This window comes from Gordonia sp. NPDC003376 (assembly GCF_053589235.1).
Genome location: NZ_JBSFRM010000030.1, coordinates 42,213 through 62,602 on the forward strand (window position 1 = coordinate 42,213; position 20,390 = coordinate 62,602).

Sequence of the window (20,390 nt, forward strand, 5' to 3'; positions counted from 1 at the left end):
TTTCGGACACAATGATGGGTATGCCGAATGGTCTCCGCGTGCTGGTCGCGTCGCCGTTGGGACGGATGGTCGCCGGTCCGCTCACGGCGGCACTCGAACGCGCGCACGTCGACGTGGCCGTCGACCGGGACGACTTCACCCGGCGGGTCGCCGGCCGGGTGCGCTACGACGTGGTGGTGGCCGATCTGGTGTGGAATCACCCGATCACCGAGTGGGAGTTCGACGGGCTCGATGTGATCGAGGCACTCACCCGATACGGCCGTCTGGCACCGGTCGTGCTGGCCACGCAGGGGCACAGCATGGAGGACGACCTGCTCGACGAGGCCCGTCGCCGTCCCGAGGTGGTGGGGGTGATCGCGAAGTCCGCCGGCCTCGCCGCGCTCGCCGACGCCGTCCGCACCGCGGCGCTCGGTCGTCGACTTCCGCCCGCACCGGTCACCGGCGGGCCGTCGCTGCACGAGCTGTTCGCCGGACGACGCGGCGAGACCAGCGGCCGCATGGCGGGGGCGATCGCCGCGGGCCACGTCGCCGACAATGCGTCGCTGGCCCGTGTCGCGAAGGTGTCGCCGAACACCGCCAACAAGGTGACCAGTCACTACCTCGGTCCGATCATCTTGCAGCGGGGCGAGCACGACCCCGAGATGCCGATGACCCAGGCCGCGGTCTACCGCTGGTGTGGTCTGCACGCGCGGTATCTGGTGAGTTGGAGCCGCCGCAACGGGCACGCCGACGTCCTCTCTCCGTCGACCGGCTCCGGCCAGGTCTGAGACACGGTCCGGACGTCGTCGGCTTCCGGGTGCGCTCGGGCTCAGTAGGCGTCGGGCTCAGGAGGCGTCGGGCTCGGGAGGTGTCGGGCTCGGGAGGTGTCGGGCTCAGGAGGTGTCGGGCTCGGGAGGCGTCGGGCCTCGGGCGTGCGGTCAGGGACGCAAGATCACCTTGCCGCCGGCATGGCCCCCGGCCACCAGCGACACGGCGTCCGGTGCCGCCGACAATGGATACGTCGCGGCGATCGGAACCACCAGATCGCCGTTGCCGGCGAGTCGGATCATGCTGGCGCGCACAGAGTCCCGAAACTTCTGACTCTCCGGCTGTCCACCCCCGAGCGCGATGAACCCGTCCTGACGGGCTCGCCCCGGCGCCGCGACGGTGACGATCCGCGAGCGATCGGCGACCAGGGCCAGGGAGGTGTCGACGGCCTCGTCGGTGCCCACGGCGTCGAGGGCGGCGGCGATCGGGATGTCGCCGGCCGTCGCGAGGACACGGTCGAGGAGTCCGGGCCCGTATTCCACCGGCAGTCCGCCGAACCCGCGCACCCGCTCGGCCCCGGCCGGACCGGTCGTACCGATCACCCGGATACCGCGAATCCGGGCCAACTGCAACAGGATCGACCCTACCGAACCCGATGCGCCATGGAAGACGATCAGTTCATCGCGGGCCACCTCGGCCGCGCGGAGCATGTCGGCGGCGGTCACCCCGGCCAGCAACAGACCTGCCGCCTCGTCGAATCCGAGGGACTCCGGTTTGGCGAACACCGCCGACGCCGGGACGGTCAGCGAGGTCGCATAGCCGCCATGGACACGGAATGCGAGCACCTCGTCGCCGATACTCGCCGGACCCGAGGCGATCTCGGTGTCGGCGCCGATGGCCGAGATCCGCCCTGACACCTCGTAGCCGATCGGCAGCGGGAAGGTCTCGGCGCGCGCCGCATGTTTGAGGTCGGCCGGGTTGATCCCTGCGGCGACGACGTCGATGGTCACCTCGCCGGGACCCGGTGCGGGTATCTCGGTCTCGACGAAGGCGAAGTCGGCCAACCCGGCCGGACCGGTGGCCACCCAATGGTGTGCCGTGCTCATCGTCTGCCTCCCACGACCTCGGTTGTCCCGACCTGTCATCCCAGGGTAGGCCGAGGTTCGTGTACTGCGCGGGACGCTGGTGGCGGTGCTCTCGACGGCGACCAGTGCGTCGCGGACCCGATTCCAGGTAATGCCTCAGCAGGCCTGTAGCAGGCGTCCCAACGCATCGTGTTCGGCCGCGGTCACCCACAGCCCGTAGGCGGCCTTGACCTCGATCTGCCGTTCGGCGTAGGTGCAGCGGTAGGCCTTGTTCGGTGGTAACCACGTGGCGGCGTCACCTGCCCCCTTGCTCTGGTTGACCGATCCGATCGTCGCCTGCAGGTTACGAGGATCGTTGGCGAGGTCGGCCCGCTCCTCGGGGGTGAGGTTCTGGGCACCCTTCTGCCACGCGTCCGCGAGGGCGACGACATGGTCGATCTGTACCTGTGACGACGTGTCTGCGCCGCGCGTGAACCGGGCGAGGGTGCCGGTGTAGGGATCGGCGAGAGTCCCCGACAGGACGACGCACCCGCGGGTCCCCGGTTTGAGGGTCACGTCGGTGAGATCTCGGCGCAGGATGTCATTGCGCGTGTCGCAACCGTTGTGTCCGCCCTCCACATCCACGTCATCGGTCCAGCTCTGGCCGAACTGGGCCCTGCTGTAGCCGGTCTTCGGTGCCCGGCCCTTCACCGGGAGGGAGTCGAGGAGCGCCCGCGCCGACGAGGCCACGTCCGGAGTCGACGATGATCGCGTCGACGAGGGGCCTTGACCCGGCACCTGCTGTGCCGATGGAGGATTCGTGTCAGCGGCTGTCGCCTGCGTCGGCAGGTGTGCCGAATCAGGCTTCGGCGCAGCGCATCCGGCGGATACCGAGCACAGCACCATCGTTGCCAGGAGCGTGGCGATTCGGGTACCGGGGCGGTATGCGGTCATGGGGTGATTGTGGACGACGGCACCGACACCGCGATCGTCGGGACGGAGTCCGGACGACGTAGGCTCCGGTGACGGACACAGGACGATGGGGCACATGCTGCCTGGCCGCGTCTCGATCAGATCGGACCGAGATCGCCGATGGGTGAACGCACCGAACGGGCGAAGCAGGTCGCCGATCACGCGCACGACGGGCCGGTGCGCAAGGGCTCGGACATCCCGTATGCCACTCATCCGCATGCTGTCGCCCTGATCACGGCGTGGTACACCGACAACGAGGACGCCGTATGCGCTGCGGAACCGCACGACGTCCTCGAGGACGTCCCCGCCGACCGGTACCCCGAGGCGGATATGCGGCCGGACTTCGGGGAGAGCGTCGTCGAGATGGTCGGAATGTGGCAGAGACCCAGCGCTGATGACGCCGCCGAGTTGCCGTGGGAGGAGCGCAAGGTCGGCCACATCGAGCACCTCGAACCCCGTCGCACCGCGATGTGCTGATCGTCAGCGACGCTGACAAGCTCCACAATCTGTCGTCCACCGTTGCCACCACCGGGATGCCGATGACGCGTGGTGGGAGCGATTCGACACACCCGAGGAAGAGCAGCTCTGGCACTACTGCTCGATCGCGGACGTACTGTCGGGCAAGGACTTCCCGGAGGAGCTGCTCGCCCGCCTCGATGCGGTGCTCGCCCGGCTCGCCATGATCGTCGACGGTCGGCAACGCCAGATCGAAGCGTGAGGTCGGGGGCGCGGCCCCTGAGCGCCCGTGAGTGGGGAAACGGCTTCCAGGTCACACCGACCAGGAGGCACAATGCACCCACCCAACACCACACAGACCGGCCGCGATCACGCCATCGAGGTCGCGAACCGCGCGTTCGCACGCGTCCCGGCATACCGCGCTCTCGTCCGCTCCCGCCGTGATCTGGTCGACGTCATCGCGTCCCACGAGGACTTCCTCGCCCTGCCGGCGACGTCCAAGGCCAACTATCTGCAACGTCACGCCATCCCACAGCTGATGTGGGATGGTGACATCGCCGGCGCCGGGACGTGGTCGGCCACGTCGGGCTCCACGGGGTCGCCGACCTTCTTTCCCCGCGACGTCGAATCGATCACCGACGCAATCGGTTACTACGGACGTATCTTCTCCGAGAACTTCAGGATCGGCGCCCACGAGTCCACTCTGTTCCTGGTGTGCTTCGCCATGGGCACCTGGATCGGGGGCACCTACAGCTACCAGGCGGGTCTGGGCCTGCGAGCACAAGGGATGCCGATCACGGTGAGTACCACCGGAATCGACGTCGCGGCGGCGGTCAAGAACCTCGCCGAGCTCGGGCCACACCACGACAAGATCGTGGTCGCCGGGTACCCGCCGCTGGTCAAGGACGTCCTGGACCAGACTCCCGATGATGCTCTCGCGCAGGATATCCAGATCCTCCTCGCAGGCGAGGCCATCACGGAGCCGTGGCGCGACCACCTCCTGGACCGGATCGGTCGAGTCGGTCAGCCGCATCGGATCTGCCTGATGTACGGTACCGCCGAGGCTGGGGTGATGGGCCACGAGACCCGGGCGAGCATCGCGGTTCGGCGTGCTGCACAGTCGAATCCACAACTGCGGAAGGAGCTGTTCGGAGAAGGGGGGTCACGATTCCTGCCGACCTTCGTCGAGGTCGACCAGAGCCGGCGTTACACGGAGGTCGATGACGACGGCTATCTGCTGTTCACCATCGATTCCGCCCTTCCGTTGATCCGCTATCGGATCAACGACAAAGGTGCGGTGGTCACCGGTGCGCACCTGCAGGACCTGCTGGCCGAGTACGCCGTGTCCGGAATCGGTGACCAGATCGACCCGGCTGCGTCGTTCATCGCGCTGACCGGCCGTACCGATGTGGCCACGACCTTCTACTCGTCGAACATCTACCCCCGGCACCTGTCCGAGGCGTTCGATGCCCCGGAGGTCGACGGTCTGGTCACCGGGAAGTTCTACGCCGACGGCAGTCCCGACGAGCAGCATGATCCGCGATTGCGTGTGGCAGTGGAACTCTCGGCGAGGACACGCCAGGTACCCGAAGGCCTGGCGAAACTGCTCGCCGATCTCTGCCGGGCCTCCCTGCTCGCGAACAACGAGGAGTACCGCACGCTCCACGCGGAACGGCCGGACCGTACCGAGCCCCGGATCACCCTGTACCCCTACGGAACCGGGCCCTTCGTCCCGGGGATCAAGCAGCCCAAGCACATCTACGCCGGAGGCAAGTGATGATCGAGATCCTGCACCCCACCGACGACGCCCCGCGGATCGCGGAACTCCGCGGTGCCGGCATCGCCGAGGTCGACGCCTGGGCCACGGCGTTCGACGACCATTCCGCACTGGCCGCCCTCGACGCCACCGTGCCGCCGCTGCGTCGCGATGAGCTCATCGACCACAGTCGTTACATCGTGTACCCGTGGCGCAACACCATGGTCCGGCTGCCGCGGAGCGAGATCCACCACCGTCTCCGCACCACCCGGAACAGTATCCTGATCACCGACACCGAACAGAAGGCGTGGTCTCGGGCGACGATTGCGGTGGCGGGCCTCAGCGTGGGGGCGTCGCTGCTGCACACGTGCGTCCTGACCGGCGCCCGCCGATTCCGCATCGCCGACCCCGACATCCTGGGTCCGACCAACCTCAACCGGTTGTCCGGTTCGGTCTGCGATCTCGGGATCGCCAAGTCCACGTTGGCCTGTCGCCGGATGCTGGAGACCGACCCCTATCTGTCCGTGCAGGAATTCCCCGACGGATTCTCCGCGACCGTCGCCCGGGCCTTCCTGGGGGGTGACGGTGTCCGCGGGGCCGACGTCGTACTCGAGGAGGTCGACGATCTCGCGATGAAGGTCGAGATCCGCCGCCGGGCGCGCGCCGCGGGCATACCGGTGGTCATGGTGACCGATGACGGGGACAACGTCATCGTCGATGTCGAGCGGTATGACCTCGACCCGTCCTATCCGGAGTTCCACGGCATGGCAGGTGATCTCGCCTCGATGAGTGCCGAGGAGTTGCGGGACCCGGGCAACCGCATACGGATTGCCGGTGCGATCGTCGGAGGCGAGGTCTCCTCGCGGGTGGCCGAGGCTCTGACCGAGGTCGGGCGGAGTATCCCGTCGTGGCCTCAACTCGGCAGCGCGGCAACGCTGGCCGGTGCGGTCGGGGCGACCGTGGCCCGGCGGATCGTCTGCGGGGAGCCGGTGGTGTCAGGGCGTGCCCACGTCCGGATCCACGATCTGCTCGCGGGTTGAGATGAGCGTCCGGGTGCATCGTGAGGTGCACCCGGACCCATCCGGCGCGTCACAGCGTACGTTCGAGTACATCGCCGTGGCCGTGTCGCCGACACCAGCTGACGATGTACCGGGCGTGCAGGCCGCACCAGCGATATACCGAGGCCTGGGTCAGCGGAAGCTGATCGTCGTGCTCGTTGCGGGCACGCATCAACGGTCCCAGGTAGGTGGTGGCGGCCTTGTTGGCGGTGTTGGTCGAGACCCGCGCGATCGTGGCAAGCGACGCCACGTCGGCGGCGTTGCCCGACGCGATCGCGCCGGCGAGGCGGGCGGTGGTGACCCCCCGGCGGCTGTCGAACAACTCGAACAGTGACGGACGGTGGACGACGGCTGCGGGCAGGGCCAGCCGTTGTCCGAACGCCACCGCCCGCAACGCGTCGGCAAACGCCTGCAGGCCGTCCGACTTGGACACGACCCCCGAGACGTCGTCGCGCAGGCGGGCCTCGGCAAGATGGTCTTCCTCCATCGAGTGTCCCTGGGTGGCCAGGAGCACCGGGGCGAGCCGATCGGCGCTGCGCAGACCCTCGATCACGTCGAGACCATCGAACGTCCACTCCAGATCGGCCCGGTTGAAGATGAGGTCCGCACTGACCACGTCGAAGCGCACCTGCGCGGCGATCGCCTTCTCGAACTCGTCGCGATCCCGTGCGACGACGACTGTCGACCCGGCGAACACGGTCTGCAGCGGGGCCGCGACGACATGGCCGAGCGGGGAGGCGATGAGGATGCGCAAACCGGCGGTCACGTGCGACATCATGCCGCATGCACCGGTCTCATGCGTGATTCCACATCCATTGTCCCATTTGGGGTCACAACCCACACACCCACACAGCAAATGTGTCGGCAGGATGGCTGACTCGTCCTCGACGCTCGGCGATCGTGGGAAAGGCACTCGCAGCACTCCCGCCACCGCAGCTCCCGTCCGCCCAAGGAGTCCCGATGACCACCGACATTAACGACGATCTGAACGTCCCCGTCCATTCGATCACCGCAACTTCCTCGGTCGCGGTGATCGCCGAGCACAACCTTTCCGACATCGCCTATCAGGCGTTCGTCGAGGGCCTGGGCTACCGCGCCATGATCGTCGACGTCGACGGCGACTACCGGTTGAGTCCACCGGCCGCGGGAACCGTGATCGTCCGAAGTGCCGAGCGGCTCTCCCGGATCTCCGCGACCGGCGCGTTCGCCGGCGCGCGGATGATCGGCATCGGCGTCCCGATCGGTCGCCTCCGCGGCATCCGCCTCCCGGATTCGGCTGCTGCGGCCGGGGCCCTCCGACAGGCCCTGGGCGCTGTCGCCGGGCCGGGGCCGCAGGCCTCCGGGCGGGTGCATCTGAGTGATCGTGAGTGCGAGGTGGTCGCCACCTACGTCCTCGGTGCCACGGTGCGGGAGACCGCATCGCGGCACTACATCGCGGAGAGTACAGTCCGAACTCATCTTCGTCGGGTCATGGATCGGTACGTATGTGCCGGTCGGCCGGTCAACAACAAGTCGCAACTACTGATCGAGCTGATCACCGACGGATGGGTGGACCAGGCCAGGCTGCTGGCGCAGCGCGTTATGAAGGCCAGCTGAGATCTCCCTTGTGCCAGTGTTTTTCATGCTCAGGACACCACATCCCGGTGCTGTCGCACTGAGCGCAGGTCAGCCTGCCGGCAATGCTGTAGCCGCCGCCTTCCCCACAGCATCCGGGGCATGGGGCGAGTACCTGTGCGCATTTCTCGCACGTGTTCACCCGATCCCCTTCGCTCCCACCGTCGATGAGGCCAGCTTATGGGTCGGACGTTCGGATGACGTTCCCCCAAACCGATGAATTGTCGGTGACCGTCGGCGTGACGGACCCCGAGGGCGGTCCGTGCCAGTGGGGGCACGGTCGCATTGCATGCGACCCGAACCGTGGTCGCGCCGGTAAGAGTAATGGCGTGCGCCATCGTCCCACCGGCCACGAACAAACCGCCGGCTGTCCCACACTCGGAGGACGGCCGGGGCTTCGTGTCCACATAAGATGACCGATGGTCGGGGAAGAGAGGAGCGGGTGTTGGAGCGACTCGTGCCGCCCGCTGTGATGCCTCGTGATGCGCCACCACTCCCGGTCACGGTCGTCATGCCGCCGGAGGGCATCGGCCGTGACGACATCCTCGCCGGGTATCGCTCCGTGATGCCGGAACCGTTGCCCGACGGCAAGCCCCTCAAGAACGAGATGCACGCCTGGTCCGGTGCTGTCGGTGCGATGCCGTGGTGCGCCGGGCGGTACTCGGCGACCGCTGCGCAGGTGCTGCGTAGCCCCCGCATCCTGGTCGGCGACCGAGCCACCGTAGACCGGATCGTCGACGTCTGTGGCGCCGCTGTCGACCCGCTCAGCAGATACAGCGCGGGGTGGTGTGGCAGCGTTGCACCTCTGGTCCCCAGGGGGATGCGCGGGAGGCTCGGAGGTGCCATCCGCAATGCCCGGCGCGCGATTCCCTGCCGGATCCGGCGGGCGATGACCGGGGCGCCGCCGACGGTACACACGTCACCGGAGGATCTCGAGGGGTTCCTCGACGATCCCACCGCCAGGCACGATGATGACGCACAGGTCGCACTCGACACATTCGTCACGCAGATCGACGTCCTCGTGGAGCGGGGACGCATCGGCGAGGAGGTGCTGTCCGAGAGTGAGAGGTCGTTGCTGCTCGAACTCGCCGAGCAGGTCATCGACGAGCTCGGTGCCGTCCGCGAGGAGCGGTTGACCGCAGAGCGGGTGGCCGAACTGCGTCCCGCCGCAGTCGAATTCCTCGAGCGTGTGCTGAAGGACCAGTTCGCCGACCGGCGCTGTCGCGCCGACCACATGTCGGAGGCATTCGAACGTGTCGTGACCACCTACGTCAACCGTCTGCACCAGGGAAAGAGCTTGGCGGGCACCGAGTACTACCTCCGGATGCGACTCGCGGCGGTGCGTGTCGACGAGTGGCGACGCGAGGAGGTCCGCAGGCGCCACACCACGCGGTTCGTCGCCGGTGCGGACGTGGGATCTGCGCGAGCCGACGATCGCGTCGAGGACGGCACGGCGCCGGATGCACTCTCGTCCGTCGTGGGCGGCGGTGGATATCTCGGTATCGTCCTCGGGAACATCGACGACAACGATCTCTACCGTGTCGGCGGCGAGCCGTGTTGGGAGGCAAGGGTGGCCAGAGATCTGCTGTCGATCCGGGGACTCACCGTCCTCGACGCCGGTCCGGGTGAACCGGTCGCGGAGGTCCTCCGACGGTGGGGCTCCGAGCGGCCGACGACGGCACGATCCCCGTCCCCTGAGGCCGCGGCGATGGCGGTGCAGCTGATCATCCGGACGGCGATCGACCATGTGCGCCGGATGATCGGCGACACCGGGGATTCGCGGAGGTCGTCGTGAACGGGACGGTCCGCCGCACGTCGGACGGTGGTCTGGTCTGGCGTGCCGAAGGGGCGGTGGCGCTCGGCCCCGTGTCGTTTGCCGCAAAGGGGATCACCGTGTCGGTGGATGCGGCCTCACCCACCGAGGTGATCGAGATCGCTGTCGGTGGTGCCGATACGTTGCGTTCCGCCGCAAGTATTTTCGGTGACACGGCGTCGATCGAACCGATTGTGGACGCCGCCGTCGGCGACGTCGTCGAAGGTCCACTCCTGTCCGATGATCTGGTTCGGATGGCCACGGTGGCCGCGGTCGACGCGATCCATCTCGGTGATCTGGACGACGGCGTGCTGGCACTCGACGCCGCCTATGCCGGTGCGGTGCTGGGTGATCCGTCTTCCGAGTGGCTCTATGCCCTTGCGGCGTCGGTGCCCGGACGCCTCGTCGACGAGATCGATTCGGCGGATTATCATGGGCCACTGGTGGATCGTCTCTCGAACGCGATCATGGCCGGCCCCCACGACGTGTTCGGCGTCGTGGAGCGCACCGAGATGATCGACACGCTTCGGTCGCGGACCGACCACACGGATGTGCTGTGGCAGATCCTGGTCACCGACGTCGACCTCCCCGCTGCGGAGCTGGCGGTCGATCTCGGCGGGTTCTCCTCTGCAGTGGTCTATCTGGCCGATCTGCGGCCACTGCCACCGAGGGTGCTCACCTTCACCGGTCCGGAGCAACCCGAGGTCGAGGTGACTCTCGGATCGGCTGGTGGAATGGACGTCACCGCGCGGATACGCTCGGACGTTGATGCGGATGCCCTCGTCGCCGAGGGGATTTTCGCAGTCGTGGCCGAGTCCGCGACGGGAGCGGTACTCGCCTTCGCGCCGGCGACCGTGGTCGACGGACGGATGATCGCACACCTCGCCGCTGTCGACGGTCTCGGAATCGACGACATGCGTTGCGCTTTCCTCGGATCCGGTGCCGATCTGTCGGCGCTCCGGCTGGACCCGCTCGGTGTCGCCCTGACGAGGGTGGATCGGTATTGTCGGCATGCCTGGACCCGGCACCGGATCGCCGGTGCCGTCCGGGCCGGATTGGGCATCGCCGCGTCCGATCTGGAGATCGCGCGCGCCGCGAGGATCGCCGATGCCGCACACGCGGAAGCCGGCGACGCAATGGGTCACGCGCAGGCGCTCATCCGGCAGCTGGCCCGCCGCCATGGCGCCGCCACGATGGGCGACCATCGGGCCGCGGTCGACCGGCTGGCCGAGTCGGTGGCCGAACCACCCGCCACCGACGGACCGGCCGGACCCACCATGGCCGAACTGCATGCGATCGGACTGCCGTGAGTGACATCGGAACCGGTGCGGTTCTGCTGATCCGCGCCGTGGACGCCGGCGCGACGTACATCTCGTTCCGATGGCTCGACGACCCGACCCACCCGATCGTCCACGCGATCACGAAACCGGAGATGAGCCGCCTCGGTGCGCGACTCGACTCGGCGCTCGTCGAACCCGCCACGGGCGAGGGGGATCGATCGAGACAAGCGGTGCAACAGGCGCTGTCGGGTCCGTTCACGCGGTATCTGAGCGAGTACGCACTCACTGAGGCCCTCACCCGGGCGATCATGCCGGCGGCGGTGCTCGATGCGATCCGCGCGCGTGCCGAGCGCGGTCGTATCACGGTGCGTGTGACCCCGAGTAGGGCGTTGTCCCGGATGCCGTTCGAGCTGTTCGTCGTCGACCATCCGAGGCGGCTGGTCGAACTCGCCGACATCGCGTACGAGCCGCCTGCCGCAATCCATCTCGGCCGCGCGCGGAAACCCGAGACGTGGACAGATGACGTCGCGCGCCGGCCGGTCCTGTACGCCGTCGACCCGAGGCTTCCCGCCGGTAGCGGACTGGGCGCGCTGCTGGTCGACCCGGCTCGGGCGGGAACGGCTCCATCCAACACCGGCGCATTCCTCCGGCGGATCGCCGACCGCCCGCACACGCATCACTCGGGTGTGCAGAAGATCGTGGGCCGTTGGGAACTGAGCGAGGACCTCCGGGGACGGCCGAGTCGCCTGTTCTACTTCGGCCACGTGTCGGCGACGACGGATCAACCGGGCTCCGCGTCGCTGCATCTCTACGATGACAACCAGGAGTGGGGTCTGGCGGCCCCACTGAACAATGCGCACCTGCCCTTGTCGGCCTTGGACCTGTTGTTGGGCACCGCCACCCCTGAACTCGGACCAGACGGCATCGACCCGGTGGAGTCGGCGCAAGCGGGACACGAGCTGTGGCCGATGCCGCCACGTGTTGCGGTGATCGCCTGCGAGGGTGGCGTCGACTACCGGAGCTCGGAGACCTTCGGTCTGGTGATGGCCATCTTCGGTGCCGGCGCCGAGATACTGACCACCACCAGGTGGATCCTGCCGTCGGATACGGCATTCGGTGAGCTCGCAGGTGTCGACGCGATCCCGGGGCCGACCACGGAGCTGGCGCTCGCCGTCGACGACACCCACACCGCCGCCGACCCCGCCGCGGCGTTGTCGGCATGGCAACGCACCAGACTTCGTCACTGGCAGGATGATCCCGGCCCGGCCACCTCGCCGCTGACCTGGTCGGGTGTGGTCACCCACGTGTGTCCGCACAGGGAAGTCGTCGCGTCGCCACGAGCGGAGGAGACCTCATGACGCCGAGCGAGGGCGCCGGGACGTCCGGCGACCCGACCTCGGATACGGTGGAGGACAACGAGTTCGATGAATGGTCGCGGACCCTCGACGAGCTCGAGGCCCGGGCGGACACAGCCGATGCCGGTGGGGACCCCCGCGAGATCGGCCCGGCGTACCTCGCCCTCGCCGAGCACTTCGCCGGTGTCGCCGACCTCGACCTGATGATCGATCTGTTGCTCACCGCACGGGAGGCATTCGAGGAGTTCGACGCCGGCCGCGCCACCGAGACGATGCAGGCGGTGGGACTCGTGGCGCAGAGATCCGGTGACCATGCGAAGGCCCACATGGCCTTCGGAATCGCATGCGACGAGCTCGCGGACCGCGATGATCCGATCCTGTTCGCCGGGGCGCTCAATGACTTCGGTGCGATGTGCACCCAGGTCGGGGAGTTCGACGACGCCGACGAGGTGCTGAACCTGGCGATCGAGATCCACCGCGAATGCGGGTCGGAGGAGGCTGCGGTAGAGACTCGGATGAACCTCGCCAACAACCTTCGACTCGCGGGACGCCGCGACGAGGCCGAACGCGAACTGCACGATCTGATCGGCTTCTTTGGAGCCGAGTCGCTCCGTGGCGCAATGTGCCGGGAATCTCTCGCGGGACTCCACTTCGAATCGGGACGGCCAGATCTGTCTCGGACAGAGTTCGAGTCGGCCATCCGGGTGTATGACCGGCTCCATGACGACGAGCGTGCCACCGAGGCCCGGCTGGGTCTGGCTCTCGTGCTGACCGGCACCGGTGAGGTGGCTCGCGGAGAGAAGATGCTGGCGGAGGCGACCGCCGCCTTCACCGTTGCGGGCCGCCCCGACAGGGTCGCGATCTGCGAGTACAACCGCGCGAACGTCGCGGTCGCCCGAGGCGACTTCACAGCTGCCGACACCGCCTTCGACGCGGCCGCTCGTGGTCTCGCCGAAGCCGGGATGCACCATCAGGTCGCCAACCTCCAGTGGAACCGCGTCAAACGCCTCACTCTCGAGGCCTCGACGAATCCGCTCAGCCGGGACACCCTTGCGGCCGAGGCAGTCGACACCGCGGTCTCGGCGCTGATCGCCGCCGATTACGAGCGATTCCAGTTCGCCGATGCGGACCATCGTGCGCAGTGGCGGGCCACTCTGGATCACCGGGTGACGATGACGTTCTCGTTGGCCCACGCCTTCGGATCGACGACGTTGATCGCCGACCTGATCGAGTCGACGCTCAACGCCGGTGTCCACGGGTTGCGGGGCGGTGACGAGTCGGACGAGCCCGCGTCGCTCGATCTCTCACCGAGACAACGCAAGGCAATGACCGATCTGCCGGACGACCCGTCGTCTCCGGCCTGGACACACGGCGTGGCCGCGACCCTGCTCGATTCGGCGGAGCTACCGATGACGCCCCCGCCGGCACTCGTCGACGGAGACGGGAGGGTGCTGCTGGCACGCCAGCGGGCGATGGCCGCAGCCTTTGATCCCGATCTCGCGGAGATTCTGGAAGCTGCACCGCGCGTACCGATCTGGTGAGGTGGCCGACACGAGCATCGATGGTCGCGCGGATGGGCGATGTCGATCGGGGAATGCACGACGCCCGGCCGTGGACGAATCCCGGCCGGGCGTGTGCGTGATGTCCGTCGAAGACGGGGCGATCAGCCCTCGATGATGAACGCCTCGAGCTGTGCGCGGGCGAGGTCGTCGGCGACCTGCTCCGGCGGCGACTTCATGAGGTAGGCCGAGGCCGGCAGGATCGGGCCACCGAGGCCGCGGTCCTTGGCGATCTTGGCGGCACGCACGGCGTCGATGATGATGCCGGCCGAGTTGGGGGAGTCCCACACCTCGAGCTTGTACTCCAGGTTCAGCGGCACGTCACCGAAGGCGCGACCCTCGAGGCGGACGTAGGCCCACTTGCGGTCGTCGAGCCACTCGACGTGGTCGGACGGGCCGATGTGGACGTTCTTGTCGTCGATCTTGCCGGCGAGCGGGCCGGTCAGGTTGGAGGTGACGGCCTGGGTCTTGGAGACCTTCTTGGACTCCAGACGCTCACGCTCGAGCATGTTCTTGAAGTCCATGTTGCCGCCGACATTGAGCTGGTAGGTGCGGTCGAGGGTGACGCCGCGATCCTCGAACAGCTTGGCCATCACGCGGTGGGTGATGGTCGCACCCACCTGGCTCTTGATGTCGTCGCCGACGATCGGGACACCGGCGTCGGCGAACTTCTTGGCCCACACCGGATCCGAGGCGATGAACACCGGAAGTGCGTTGACGAAGGCGACATTCGCGTCGATGGCGCACTGCGCGTAGAACTTGTCGGCCTGGTCGGAGCCCACCGGGAGGTAGCTGACCAGGACGTCGACCTCGGCGTCCTTGAGGGTCTGCACGATGTCGACACCCTCGCCGTCGGCCTCGGTGATGGTCTCGCGGTAGTACTTTCCGAGGCCGTCGAGGGTGTGACCGCGCTGCACGGTGACACCGGTCGGTGCGACGTCGGCGATCTTGATGGTGTTGTTCTCGCTCGCGAAGATCGCGTCGGAAAGGTCGAAGCCGACCTTCTTCGCGTCCACGTCGAACGCGGCGACGAACTCGACGTCGCGCACGTGGTACGGGCCGAACTTCACGTGCATCAGACCGGGAACGGTCGAGTTCTCGTCGGCGTCCTTGTAGTACTGCACGCCCTGGACCAGGGATGAAGCGCAGTTTCCTACGCCCACAATGGCCACGCGCACCTTATTGGGCTCACCCATGGTCGGGTTCTCCTTCTTCTTGGTGGGTCGCAGCGCTCGGCTGCGACACCGGGGTTCGTCCGAGCGCCCGGGGCGTCTCGGCATCTTCCTGCCCTGCGACACCGGTCGGCGATGAATCGGTGTCCGGGAGTTCTGGGGAGGTCTCGTCGGCCGCGACGTCGACGTCGGTGGTCGCCGGTCCGTGACCGGTCGCGGTGTTCTCCGACGCCTCGGCGGCGATCAGTTCGTTGAGCCAGCGGACCTCTCGCTCGCTGGACTCGAGGCTGAGTTCGTGGAGTTGGCGCGTGTAGCGGTCGGAACTCCGTGTGGCGCGTCCGACCATCTCGCGCAGTCCTTCGCGGCGCTCTTCGACCTGTCGGCGCCGGCCCTCGAGGATGCGCATGCGGGCGACGGCGGGGGTGCGGCTGAAGAACGCCAGGTGCACGCCGAAGCCGTCGTCGGTGTAGTTCTGCGGGCCGGTGTCGGCGACGAGCTCGGTGAAGCGGGCCCGGCCGGCGTCGGTGAGCTGGTAGACGCGGCGGCCGCGGCGCACCTTCATTCCCGACGGCGCGGCACTGGCCTCGTCGATCAGGCCGTCGGCCTGCATGCGCCGGAGTGTGGGGTACAGCGATCCATAAGAGAAGGCGCGAAATGCGCCCAGGAGTCCGGTCAGGCGTTTGCGCAGCTCATAGCCATGCATCGGGGACTCCAGCAGCAGGCCGAGGATGGCGAGTTCGAGCATCGTCGACCTCCTTTCGCATCTGTATCCCCGAGATGACGCACCAACACCTCACGCTGATGCATTTCTCAATGTATCGCACCGATATAAACGAAGTCGATATCGGGGTGTTCGGACAGATGGATGGGATCGATGCGCGTCGCCCCGTGAAACGGGGTCGAGGTGGCGATCGGGGCGGGCAGGTCACACGGACGACGCGGGGGCCGACCACGTATCCTGGAACGCGTGCAACGCCAGATCGTCGACTACGCCCTGCAGCGTCGGTCGCGGCTGTCCGAGGTGACCTCGGGACGGACCGCGGTCGCCGACGTCTGTGACGCGAGTCCGTATCTGTTGCGTGCCGCCAAATTCCATGGTCGCCCGAGCAACACCCTGTGTCCGATCTGCCGGAAAGAGCAGGTGACCTTGGTCTCATGGGTGTTCGGGGAACGTCTCGGCCAGGTCTCGGGGTCGGCCCGTTCCAACGAGGAGATCGCCCGTCTCGACGCCACCGCCGAGGAGTTCTCGGTGCACGTCGTCGAGGTGTGCCGGACCTGCAGCTGGAACCATCTCGTCCAGTCATACGTTGCCGGTCTGCCGCCGCGGCCGCATCGTCGCCGTCGGGTGGCCGAGTAGGTCCACCGCCGCCGTGATCCACGTCGGCGATGACGCACGTCGGGAGCCTGTGACCGGATTGGTCGCACACGTGCTCGTGCGTCACAGTGGGACGTCGGGTGAGGACAAACAAGTAGGGTGAGCAACGTTGCGCCGAAGAGCGGCGTGATTCATTGGGAGGTTCGACGTTGAGCGACGAACGCCGCACGTCGTCGTCACGTGCCGGTTCCGGAAGCGGCACGGGAGACAGCAAGCGCTCGCGTCAGCGCGTCATCGCCTGGCTGGTCGGGGCATTCGGTCTGGTCGTCCCGGCGATCGTCCTGATCGGTGTGATCGCCTTCGTGATCGCCTACGAGACGGCCACCGTTCCGAAGCCGGGCGACATCAAGCAGAACCAGATCGCCACGATTGTGGACTCCACGGGTAAGACGATCGCCAAGATCGTCCCGCCGGAGGGCAACCGCACCGACGTCAAGATCGCCGACATCCCCAAGTCCCTGCAGGACGCGGTGATCGCTGCCGAGGATCGAGAGTTCCGCACCAACGACGGCTTCTCGGTGCGCGGCCTGTCCCGTGCGGTGTGGGGCCGGGTCACCAACAACGACCTCGCCGGCGGTGGCTCGACCATCACCCAGCAGTACGTCAAGAACGCGCTGGTCGGCGACGAGCACAGCTACGAGCGCAAACTGCGCGAGCTGGTGATCGCCACCAAGATGTCCGAACAGTGGTCCAAGGACGACATCCTCGAGGCCTATCTCAACACCATCTATTTCGGGCGCGGGGCCTACGGTGTCGCGGCCGCTTCCCAGGCGTATTTCCGCAAACCGGTCCAAAAACTCACCCCGGCCGAGTCGGCGGTCCTCGCCGCCACGATCCGGTCACCCTCCTACTATGACCCGGCGGTCAACGAGGAGGCGGCGGTCGCCCGCTGGCACTACGTGCTCAACGGCATGGTCGCGACCGGCGCTTTGACCTCCGCCGAGGTCCAGGACATGAAGTACCCGACGGTCTCTCCGGCACCCGCCACCGGAGGGGAGACGGTCGGGCCCAATGGACTGATCAAACGGCAGGTCCTCGCCGAGCTGGCCGCGCTCAACATCTCCGAGCAGCAGGTTCAGACCGAGGGACTCAAGATCACCACCTCGATCGACCCGCAGGTGCAGAACGCGGTGGTGCAGGCCGCCTGTCGCAAGAACGACGTCTATCCCTGTGAGAGCGGCATCCTCAACGGCGAGCCCAAACAGTTGCGCGCCTCGGTCGTCTCGATCAATCCGAAGACCGGTGGTGTCGCCGGCTACTACGGTGGCGACGACGCCCAGGGCTGGGACTATGCCCAGGCCGGCCTGCAGACCGGATCCTCGTTCAAGGTGTTCGCGCTGGTCGCGGCCCTGGAGCAGGGCATTCCGCTGTCCAAGGTGTACAGCTCGGCGCCGTACTCCATCCCCAACACCGACATCACCGTCGAGAACTCCGACGGCGAGAGCTGTGGGTCGTGCAACCTCGCGACCGCGATGAAGATGTCGCTGAACACGGTGTACTACCGGTTGATGATGGACCTCGACAACAAGGCCGAGGACGTCGCCGCCGCCGCGCACCAGGCCGGTGTGGCCGAGTCGTTCGGCAACATCGAGCACACGCTGCAGAACGACAATGGCGCCGTCGAGGGCGGTGTGGTGCTCGGGCAGTACCCGTCCCGCGTCATCGACATGGCCTCGGCCTACGCCACGCTCGCCGCATCGGGCATCTACCGCGAACCGTACTTCGTGCAGAAGGTGGAGACCTCCAGCGGTGAGGTGCTGTTCGACCGCCAGCCCAACCCCGGCAAGCGGGTGTTCCCGGCCAAGGTCGCCGACAACGTGACCGCGGCCCTCGAACCCATCGCGGCCTACTCCAACGGCAACTCGCTCTACGACTCGTCGCTCGGGTCCCGGCCGTCGGCGGCCAAGACGGGTACCGCGCAGCTCGGTGACACCGGCCAGAACAAAGACGCCTGGATGGTGGGCTACACCCCGCAGCTGTCCACTGCGGTGTGGGTCGGCACCGACAAGGGAACGGCCTTGACCAACTACGGCGGATCGTCGATCTACGGCAGCGGTCTGCCCGCACAGATCTGGAAGCGGGCGATGGACAATGCGCTCGACGGCGATCCGATCGAGCAGTTCCCGGAGCCCGAGGCCGTCGGCGGTCAGGCCGGTGTGCCCTACGAGCCACCGCCCACCACCTACCAGCCGACCAACCCGTCGACCCGGACGCGCCCGCAGATCCCGAGCATTCCGGGGACCGGCACCGACGGCAACCTGACCGTCGCACCGGGCATCACCATCCCGATTCCCGGTGCCGCACAGCAGGGTGACGGTGGTACCGGAAACGGCAATGGCGGCACCGGTAACGGGGGTACCGGCAACGGCGGAACGGGTAACGGTGGCACCGGAGGCACTGGCGGCGACACCGGCACGGGAGGCACCGGCGGTGACACCGGGACCGGCGGTACCGGCGAGGGCGAAGGAGTGGTCCCTGGCGTCCCAGGTGGCTGACCCCGAGCCGGGCGATCCGGAAACGGGCAGCCCGGCTCCGCTGTCCGCCGACCTGCGCACCGACACCCGTCGGGTGATCCCCGGCCACCACGACGTGGTGGTGGCCGAGGCGGCGCGCGTCATCGGCGGGCCGTCGGGCGAGCATGCGGCGATCGGCCGCAGCCGCCACTGGACCCCGATCCGGGTGCTGTTCCTGCTGGCGCTGTGCACCCTGGCGCTCGGCTGGTTCGGCAAGGCCGGCTGCCTGCAACAAGCACAGGTGGTCACCGGTCCCGACGGTGCGACGACACTCGAGCTCGACAGGTCCGATCAGCGGCAGTTCACCGACCTCTGCTATTCCGACGTGATCGCGCTGTACGGCGCCGAGCGGCTCGACAAGGGTGCGTTCCCGTATCGCACCTATTGGTTCGAGGACAACGGCAACGGCGAGACCATCAAGCGGTACATGGAGTATCCGGTCATCACCGGCATGTACATGTATGTCGTCGCCAAGGGTGCGCAGGCGTGGTCGTGGGCGATGGAGCACTGGGGGGTACCCGGTGCGCTGGAATCGGTCCTGTTCTTCGACCTCGCCGCCCTGGGCCTGGTCCTCTTCTGGCTGGTCACCATCTGGGCGACCGCGCTCACCGCTCGCGCCCGGATCTGGGCGGCGTGGGTGGCCGCGGTGTCGCCGCTGGTGATCGTGCATGCGTTCACCAACTTCGACGCCATCGCGACGGCGATGCTGGCCGTGGCCATGCTGTGCTGGGCCCGTCGACGCCCGTGGCTCGCCGGTGTGTTCATCGGTCTCGGTGCGGCCGCCAAGTTCTATCCCGTGCTGTTGCTGGTCGTCCTGTTCTTGCTGTGCCTGCGGTCCGGCCGACTCCGCACCTTCGCCCAGACCGCGATCGCCGCCGCGATCACCTGGCTCGCCGTCAACCTGCCGATCCTGGCGATGTATCCGCGTGGCTGGTACGAGTTCTTCCGCCTCAACTCCGAGCGCGGCGCCGACTCCGACACCCTGCTTCGGCTGGCGGCGAAGGCGGTCGGAACCACTTGGGACGTACCGGTCCTCAACATCGTCTCGTTCGGCCTGATGATCCTGCTCGTCATCGGCATCGCGGTCCTGGCCGTGGCCGCACCCACCCGGCCCCGGGTGGCGCAGCTGATGTTCCTGTTGGTCGCGGGTTTCCTGCTGCTCAACAAGGTGTGGAGTCCGCAGTACTCGTTGTGGCTCGTCCCGCTCGCCGTGCTCGCGATCCCGCACACACGCCTGCTGCTGGCGTGGATGGCCGTCGACGCCCTGGTGTGGATTCCGCGGATGTCCCTCTACATCGACTCCAGCCGACGCTGGCTGCCGCAGGAGTGGTTCACCGCGATCATCGTCGTCCGCGCCGTGTTCGTGATCGCCTTGTGCATCATCGTGATCTGGCAGATCCTGCGTCCCGAAGAGGAGGACCTGATGCGTCGTGACAGCGAGGGCAACATCCTCGACGACCCGGCAGGCGGTGTGCTCGACGGTGCATCCGACCGTATCGGGGTGAACCGCCGGCACGTCACGCCGAACGGTGTGCCGCTGCCCACCGGATGATGTCGCTGTCGTTGGTGGTTTCAGTGTCACTCTTGTGGAGCCACCAAGTTGGTGGTTGTGTTCAGTCCACCGGGCATCTGGCTCTGTTGGTGGTTGACCGTTCC

16 protein-coding genes and 1 pseudogene are annotated in these 20,390 nt (G+C 67.6%); 12 read left to right on the forward strand and 5 right to left on the reverse strand.

Features of this window, described 5'->3' with window-relative positions:
- Positions 1-14: 14 nt before the first annotated feature.
- Positions 15-767 (forward strand): MSMEG_1198 family transcriptional regulator, encoded by a 753-nt coding sequence (locus ACWDUA_RS22080; RefSeq protein ID WP_449753155.1) that lies wholly within the window; start codon positions 15-17, stop codon positions 765-767.
- A 150-nt stretch (positions 768-917) separates the two neighbouring features.
- On the opposite strand, the gene ACWDUA_RS22085 is transcribed toward ACWDUA_RS22080, so the two are convergent.
- Together ACWDUA_RS22085 and ACWDUA_RS22090 are read right to left on the reverse strand one after the other, a co-directional pair.
- Positions 918-1,853, reverse strand: coding sequence for a quinone oxidoreductase family protein (locus ACWDUA_RS22085; RefSeq protein ID WP_449753156.1), 936 nt, complete (start codon positions 1,851-1,853; stop codon positions 918-920).
- Positions 1,854-1,991: 138 nt separating this feature from the next.
- A pseudogene (locus ACWDUA_RS22090) lies at positions 1,992-2,717 on the reverse strand (HNH endonuclease family protein); the annotation flags it as partial.
- 186 nt (positions 2,718-2,903) lie between these two features.
- Between ACWDUA_RS22090 and ACWDUA_RS22095 the strand changes: the two are divergent.
- The 3 genes from ACWDUA_RS22095 (at position 2,904) to ACWDUA_RS22105 (ending at position 6,035) form a co-directional block, all read left to right on the forward strand.
- Complete coding sequence (locus ACWDUA_RS22095) at positions 2,904-3,260, forward strand: HD domain-containing protein (RefSeq protein WP_449753157.1); 357 nt, start codon at positions 2,904-2,906, stop codon at positions 3,258-3,260.
- A 313-nt stretch (positions 3,261-3,573) separates the two neighbouring features.
- Complete coding sequence (locus ACWDUA_RS22100; RefSeq protein ID WP_449753158.1) at positions 3,574-5,016, forward strand: hypothetical protein; 1,443 nt, start codon at positions 3,574-3,576, stop codon at positions 5,014-5,016.
- Positions 5,016-6,035 carry a ThiF family adenylyltransferase gene (locus tag ACWDUA_RS22105; RefSeq protein ID WP_449753159.1) on the forward strand — a complete coding sequence of 340 codons (1,020 nt, stop codon included), beginning with the start codon at positions 5,016-5,018 and terminating at the stop codon, positions 6,033-6,035. The genes ACWDUA_RS22100 and ACWDUA_RS22105 overlap by 1 nt, the downstream gene beginning before the upstream one ends.
- 49 nt (positions 6,036-6,084) lie before the next feature.
- On the opposite strand, the gene ACWDUA_RS22110 is transcribed toward ACWDUA_RS22105, so the two are convergent.
- Positions 6,085-6,819 (reverse strand): MSMEG_1198 family transcriptional regulator, encoded by a 735-nt coding sequence (locus ACWDUA_RS22110; RefSeq protein WP_449753160.1) that lies wholly within the window; start codon positions 6,817-6,819, stop codon positions 6,085-6,087.
- 194 nt (positions 6,820-7,013) lie between these two features.
- On the opposite strand from ACWDUA_RS22110, the gene ACWDUA_RS22115 reads away from it, so the two are divergent.
- The 5 genes from ACWDUA_RS22115 (at position 7,014) to ACWDUA_RS22135 (ending at position 13,656) form a co-directional block, all read left to right on the forward strand.
- Positions 7,014-7,649: a LuxR C-terminal-related transcriptional regulator gene (locus ACWDUA_RS22115; RefSeq protein ID WP_449753161.1), complete on the forward strand. Its 636-nt coding sequence runs from the start codon at positions 7,014-7,016 to the stop codon at positions 7,647-7,649.
- Between the two features lie 460 nt (positions 7,650-8,109).
- A complete protein-coding gene (locus tag ACWDUA_RS22120) occupies positions 8,110-9,462 on the forward strand; it encodes a hypothetical protein (protein WP_449753162.1) in 1,353 nt (450 codons plus the stop codon).
- Positions 9,459-10,790, forward strand: coding sequence for a hypothetical protein (locus tag ACWDUA_RS22125; protein WP_449753163.1), 1,332 nt, complete (start codon positions 9,459-9,461; stop codon positions 10,788-10,790). The genes ACWDUA_RS22120 and ACWDUA_RS22125 overlap by 4 nt, the downstream gene beginning before the upstream one ends.
- Positions 10,787-12,118, forward strand: a complete 1,332-nt coding sequence (locus tag ACWDUA_RS22130) for a CHAT domain-containing protein (RefSeq protein WP_449753164.1) — start codon at positions 10,787-10,789, stop codon at positions 12,116-12,118. Before ACWDUA_RS22125 ends, ACWDUA_RS22130 begins: the two co-directional genes overlap by 4 nt.
- Positions 12,115-13,656, forward strand: coding sequence for a tetratricopeptide repeat protein (locus ACWDUA_RS22135; protein WP_449753165.1), 1,542 nt, complete (start codon positions 12,115-12,117; stop codon positions 13,654-13,656). The genes ACWDUA_RS22130 and ACWDUA_RS22135 overlap by 4 nt, the downstream gene beginning before the upstream one ends.
- 122 nt (positions 13,657-13,778) lie before the next feature.
- Here the strand turns inward: ACWDUA_RS22135 and ACWDUA_RS22140 are convergent, their stop codons facing one another.
- Both ACWDUA_RS22140 and ACWDUA_RS22145 read right to left on the reverse strand, forming a co-directional pair.
- Entirely contained in the window at positions 13,779-14,870 is a 1,092-nt protein-coding gene (locus ACWDUA_RS22140; RefSeq protein ID WP_449753166.1) for an inositol-3-phosphate synthase, read from the reverse strand.
- Positions 14,863-15,591 carry a PadR family transcriptional regulator gene (locus ACWDUA_RS22145; RefSeq protein WP_449753167.1) on the reverse strand — a complete coding sequence of 243 codons (729 nt, stop codon included), beginning with the start codon at positions 15,589-15,591 and terminating at the stop codon, positions 14,863-14,865. The genes ACWDUA_RS22140 and ACWDUA_RS22145 overlap by 8 nt, the downstream gene beginning before the upstream one ends.
- A 222-nt stretch (positions 15,592-15,813) precedes the next feature.
- Between ACWDUA_RS22145 and ACWDUA_RS22150 the strand changes: the two genes are divergently transcribed.
- The 3 genes from ACWDUA_RS22150 (at position 15,814) to ACWDUA_RS22160 (ending at position 20,286) form a co-directional block, all read left to right on the forward strand.
- Positions 15,814-16,203, forward strand: coding sequence for a DUF5318 family protein (locus ACWDUA_RS22150; protein ID WP_449753168.1), 390 nt, complete (start codon positions 15,814-15,816; stop codon positions 16,201-16,203).
- A gap of 167 nt (positions 16,204-16,370) precedes the next feature.
- Entirely contained in the window at positions 16,371-18,716 is a 2,346-nt protein-coding gene (locus tag ACWDUA_RS22155) for a transglycosylase domain-containing protein (RefSeq protein WP_449753169.1), read from the forward strand.
- Entirely contained in the window at positions 18,709-20,286 is a 1,578-nt protein-coding gene (locus ACWDUA_RS22160; RefSeq protein WP_449753170.1) for a glycosyltransferase family 87 protein, read from the forward strand. Before ACWDUA_RS22155 ends, ACWDUA_RS22160 begins: the two co-directional genes overlap by 8 nt.
- Positions 20,287-20,390: the final 104 nt, after the last annotated feature.

Coding starts and splice junctions, on each gene's coding strand:
- ACWDUA_RS22135 (WP_449753165.1), top strand. CDS start 12,115: ATGACGCCGAGCGAGGGCGCCGGGACGTCCGGCGACCCGACCTCGGAT.
- ACWDUA_RS22095 (WP_449753157.1), top strand. CDS start 2,904: ATGGGTGAACGCACCGAACGGGCGAAGCAGGTCGCCGATCACGCGCAC.
- ACWDUA_RS22105 (WP_449753159.1), top strand. CDS start 5,016: ATGATCGAGATCCTGCACCCCACCGACGACGCCCCGCGGATCGCGGAA.
- ACWDUA_RS22085 (WP_449753156.1), bottom strand. CDS start 1,853: ATGAGCACGGCACACCATTGGGTGGCCACCGGTCCGGCCGGGTTGGCC.
- ACWDUA_RS22115 (WP_449753161.1), top strand. CDS start 7,014: ATGACCACCGACATTAACGACGATCTGAACGTCCCCGTCCATTCGATC.
- ACWDUA_RS22145 (WP_449753167.1), bottom strand. CDS start 15,591: ATGCTCGAACTCGCCATCCTCGGCCTGCTGCTGGAGTCCCCGATGCAT.
- ACWDUA_RS22100 (WP_449753158.1), top strand. CDS start 3,574: ATGCACCCACCCAACACCACACAGACCGGCCGCGATCACGCCATCGAG.
- ACWDUA_RS22080 (WP_449753155.1), top strand. CDS start 15: ATGGGTATGCCGAATGGTCTCCGCGTGCTGGTCGCGTCGCCGTTGGGA.
- ACWDUA_RS22140 (WP_449753166.1), bottom strand. CDS start 14,870: ATGGGTGAGCCCAATAAGGTGCGCGTGGCCATTGTGGGCGTAGGAAAC.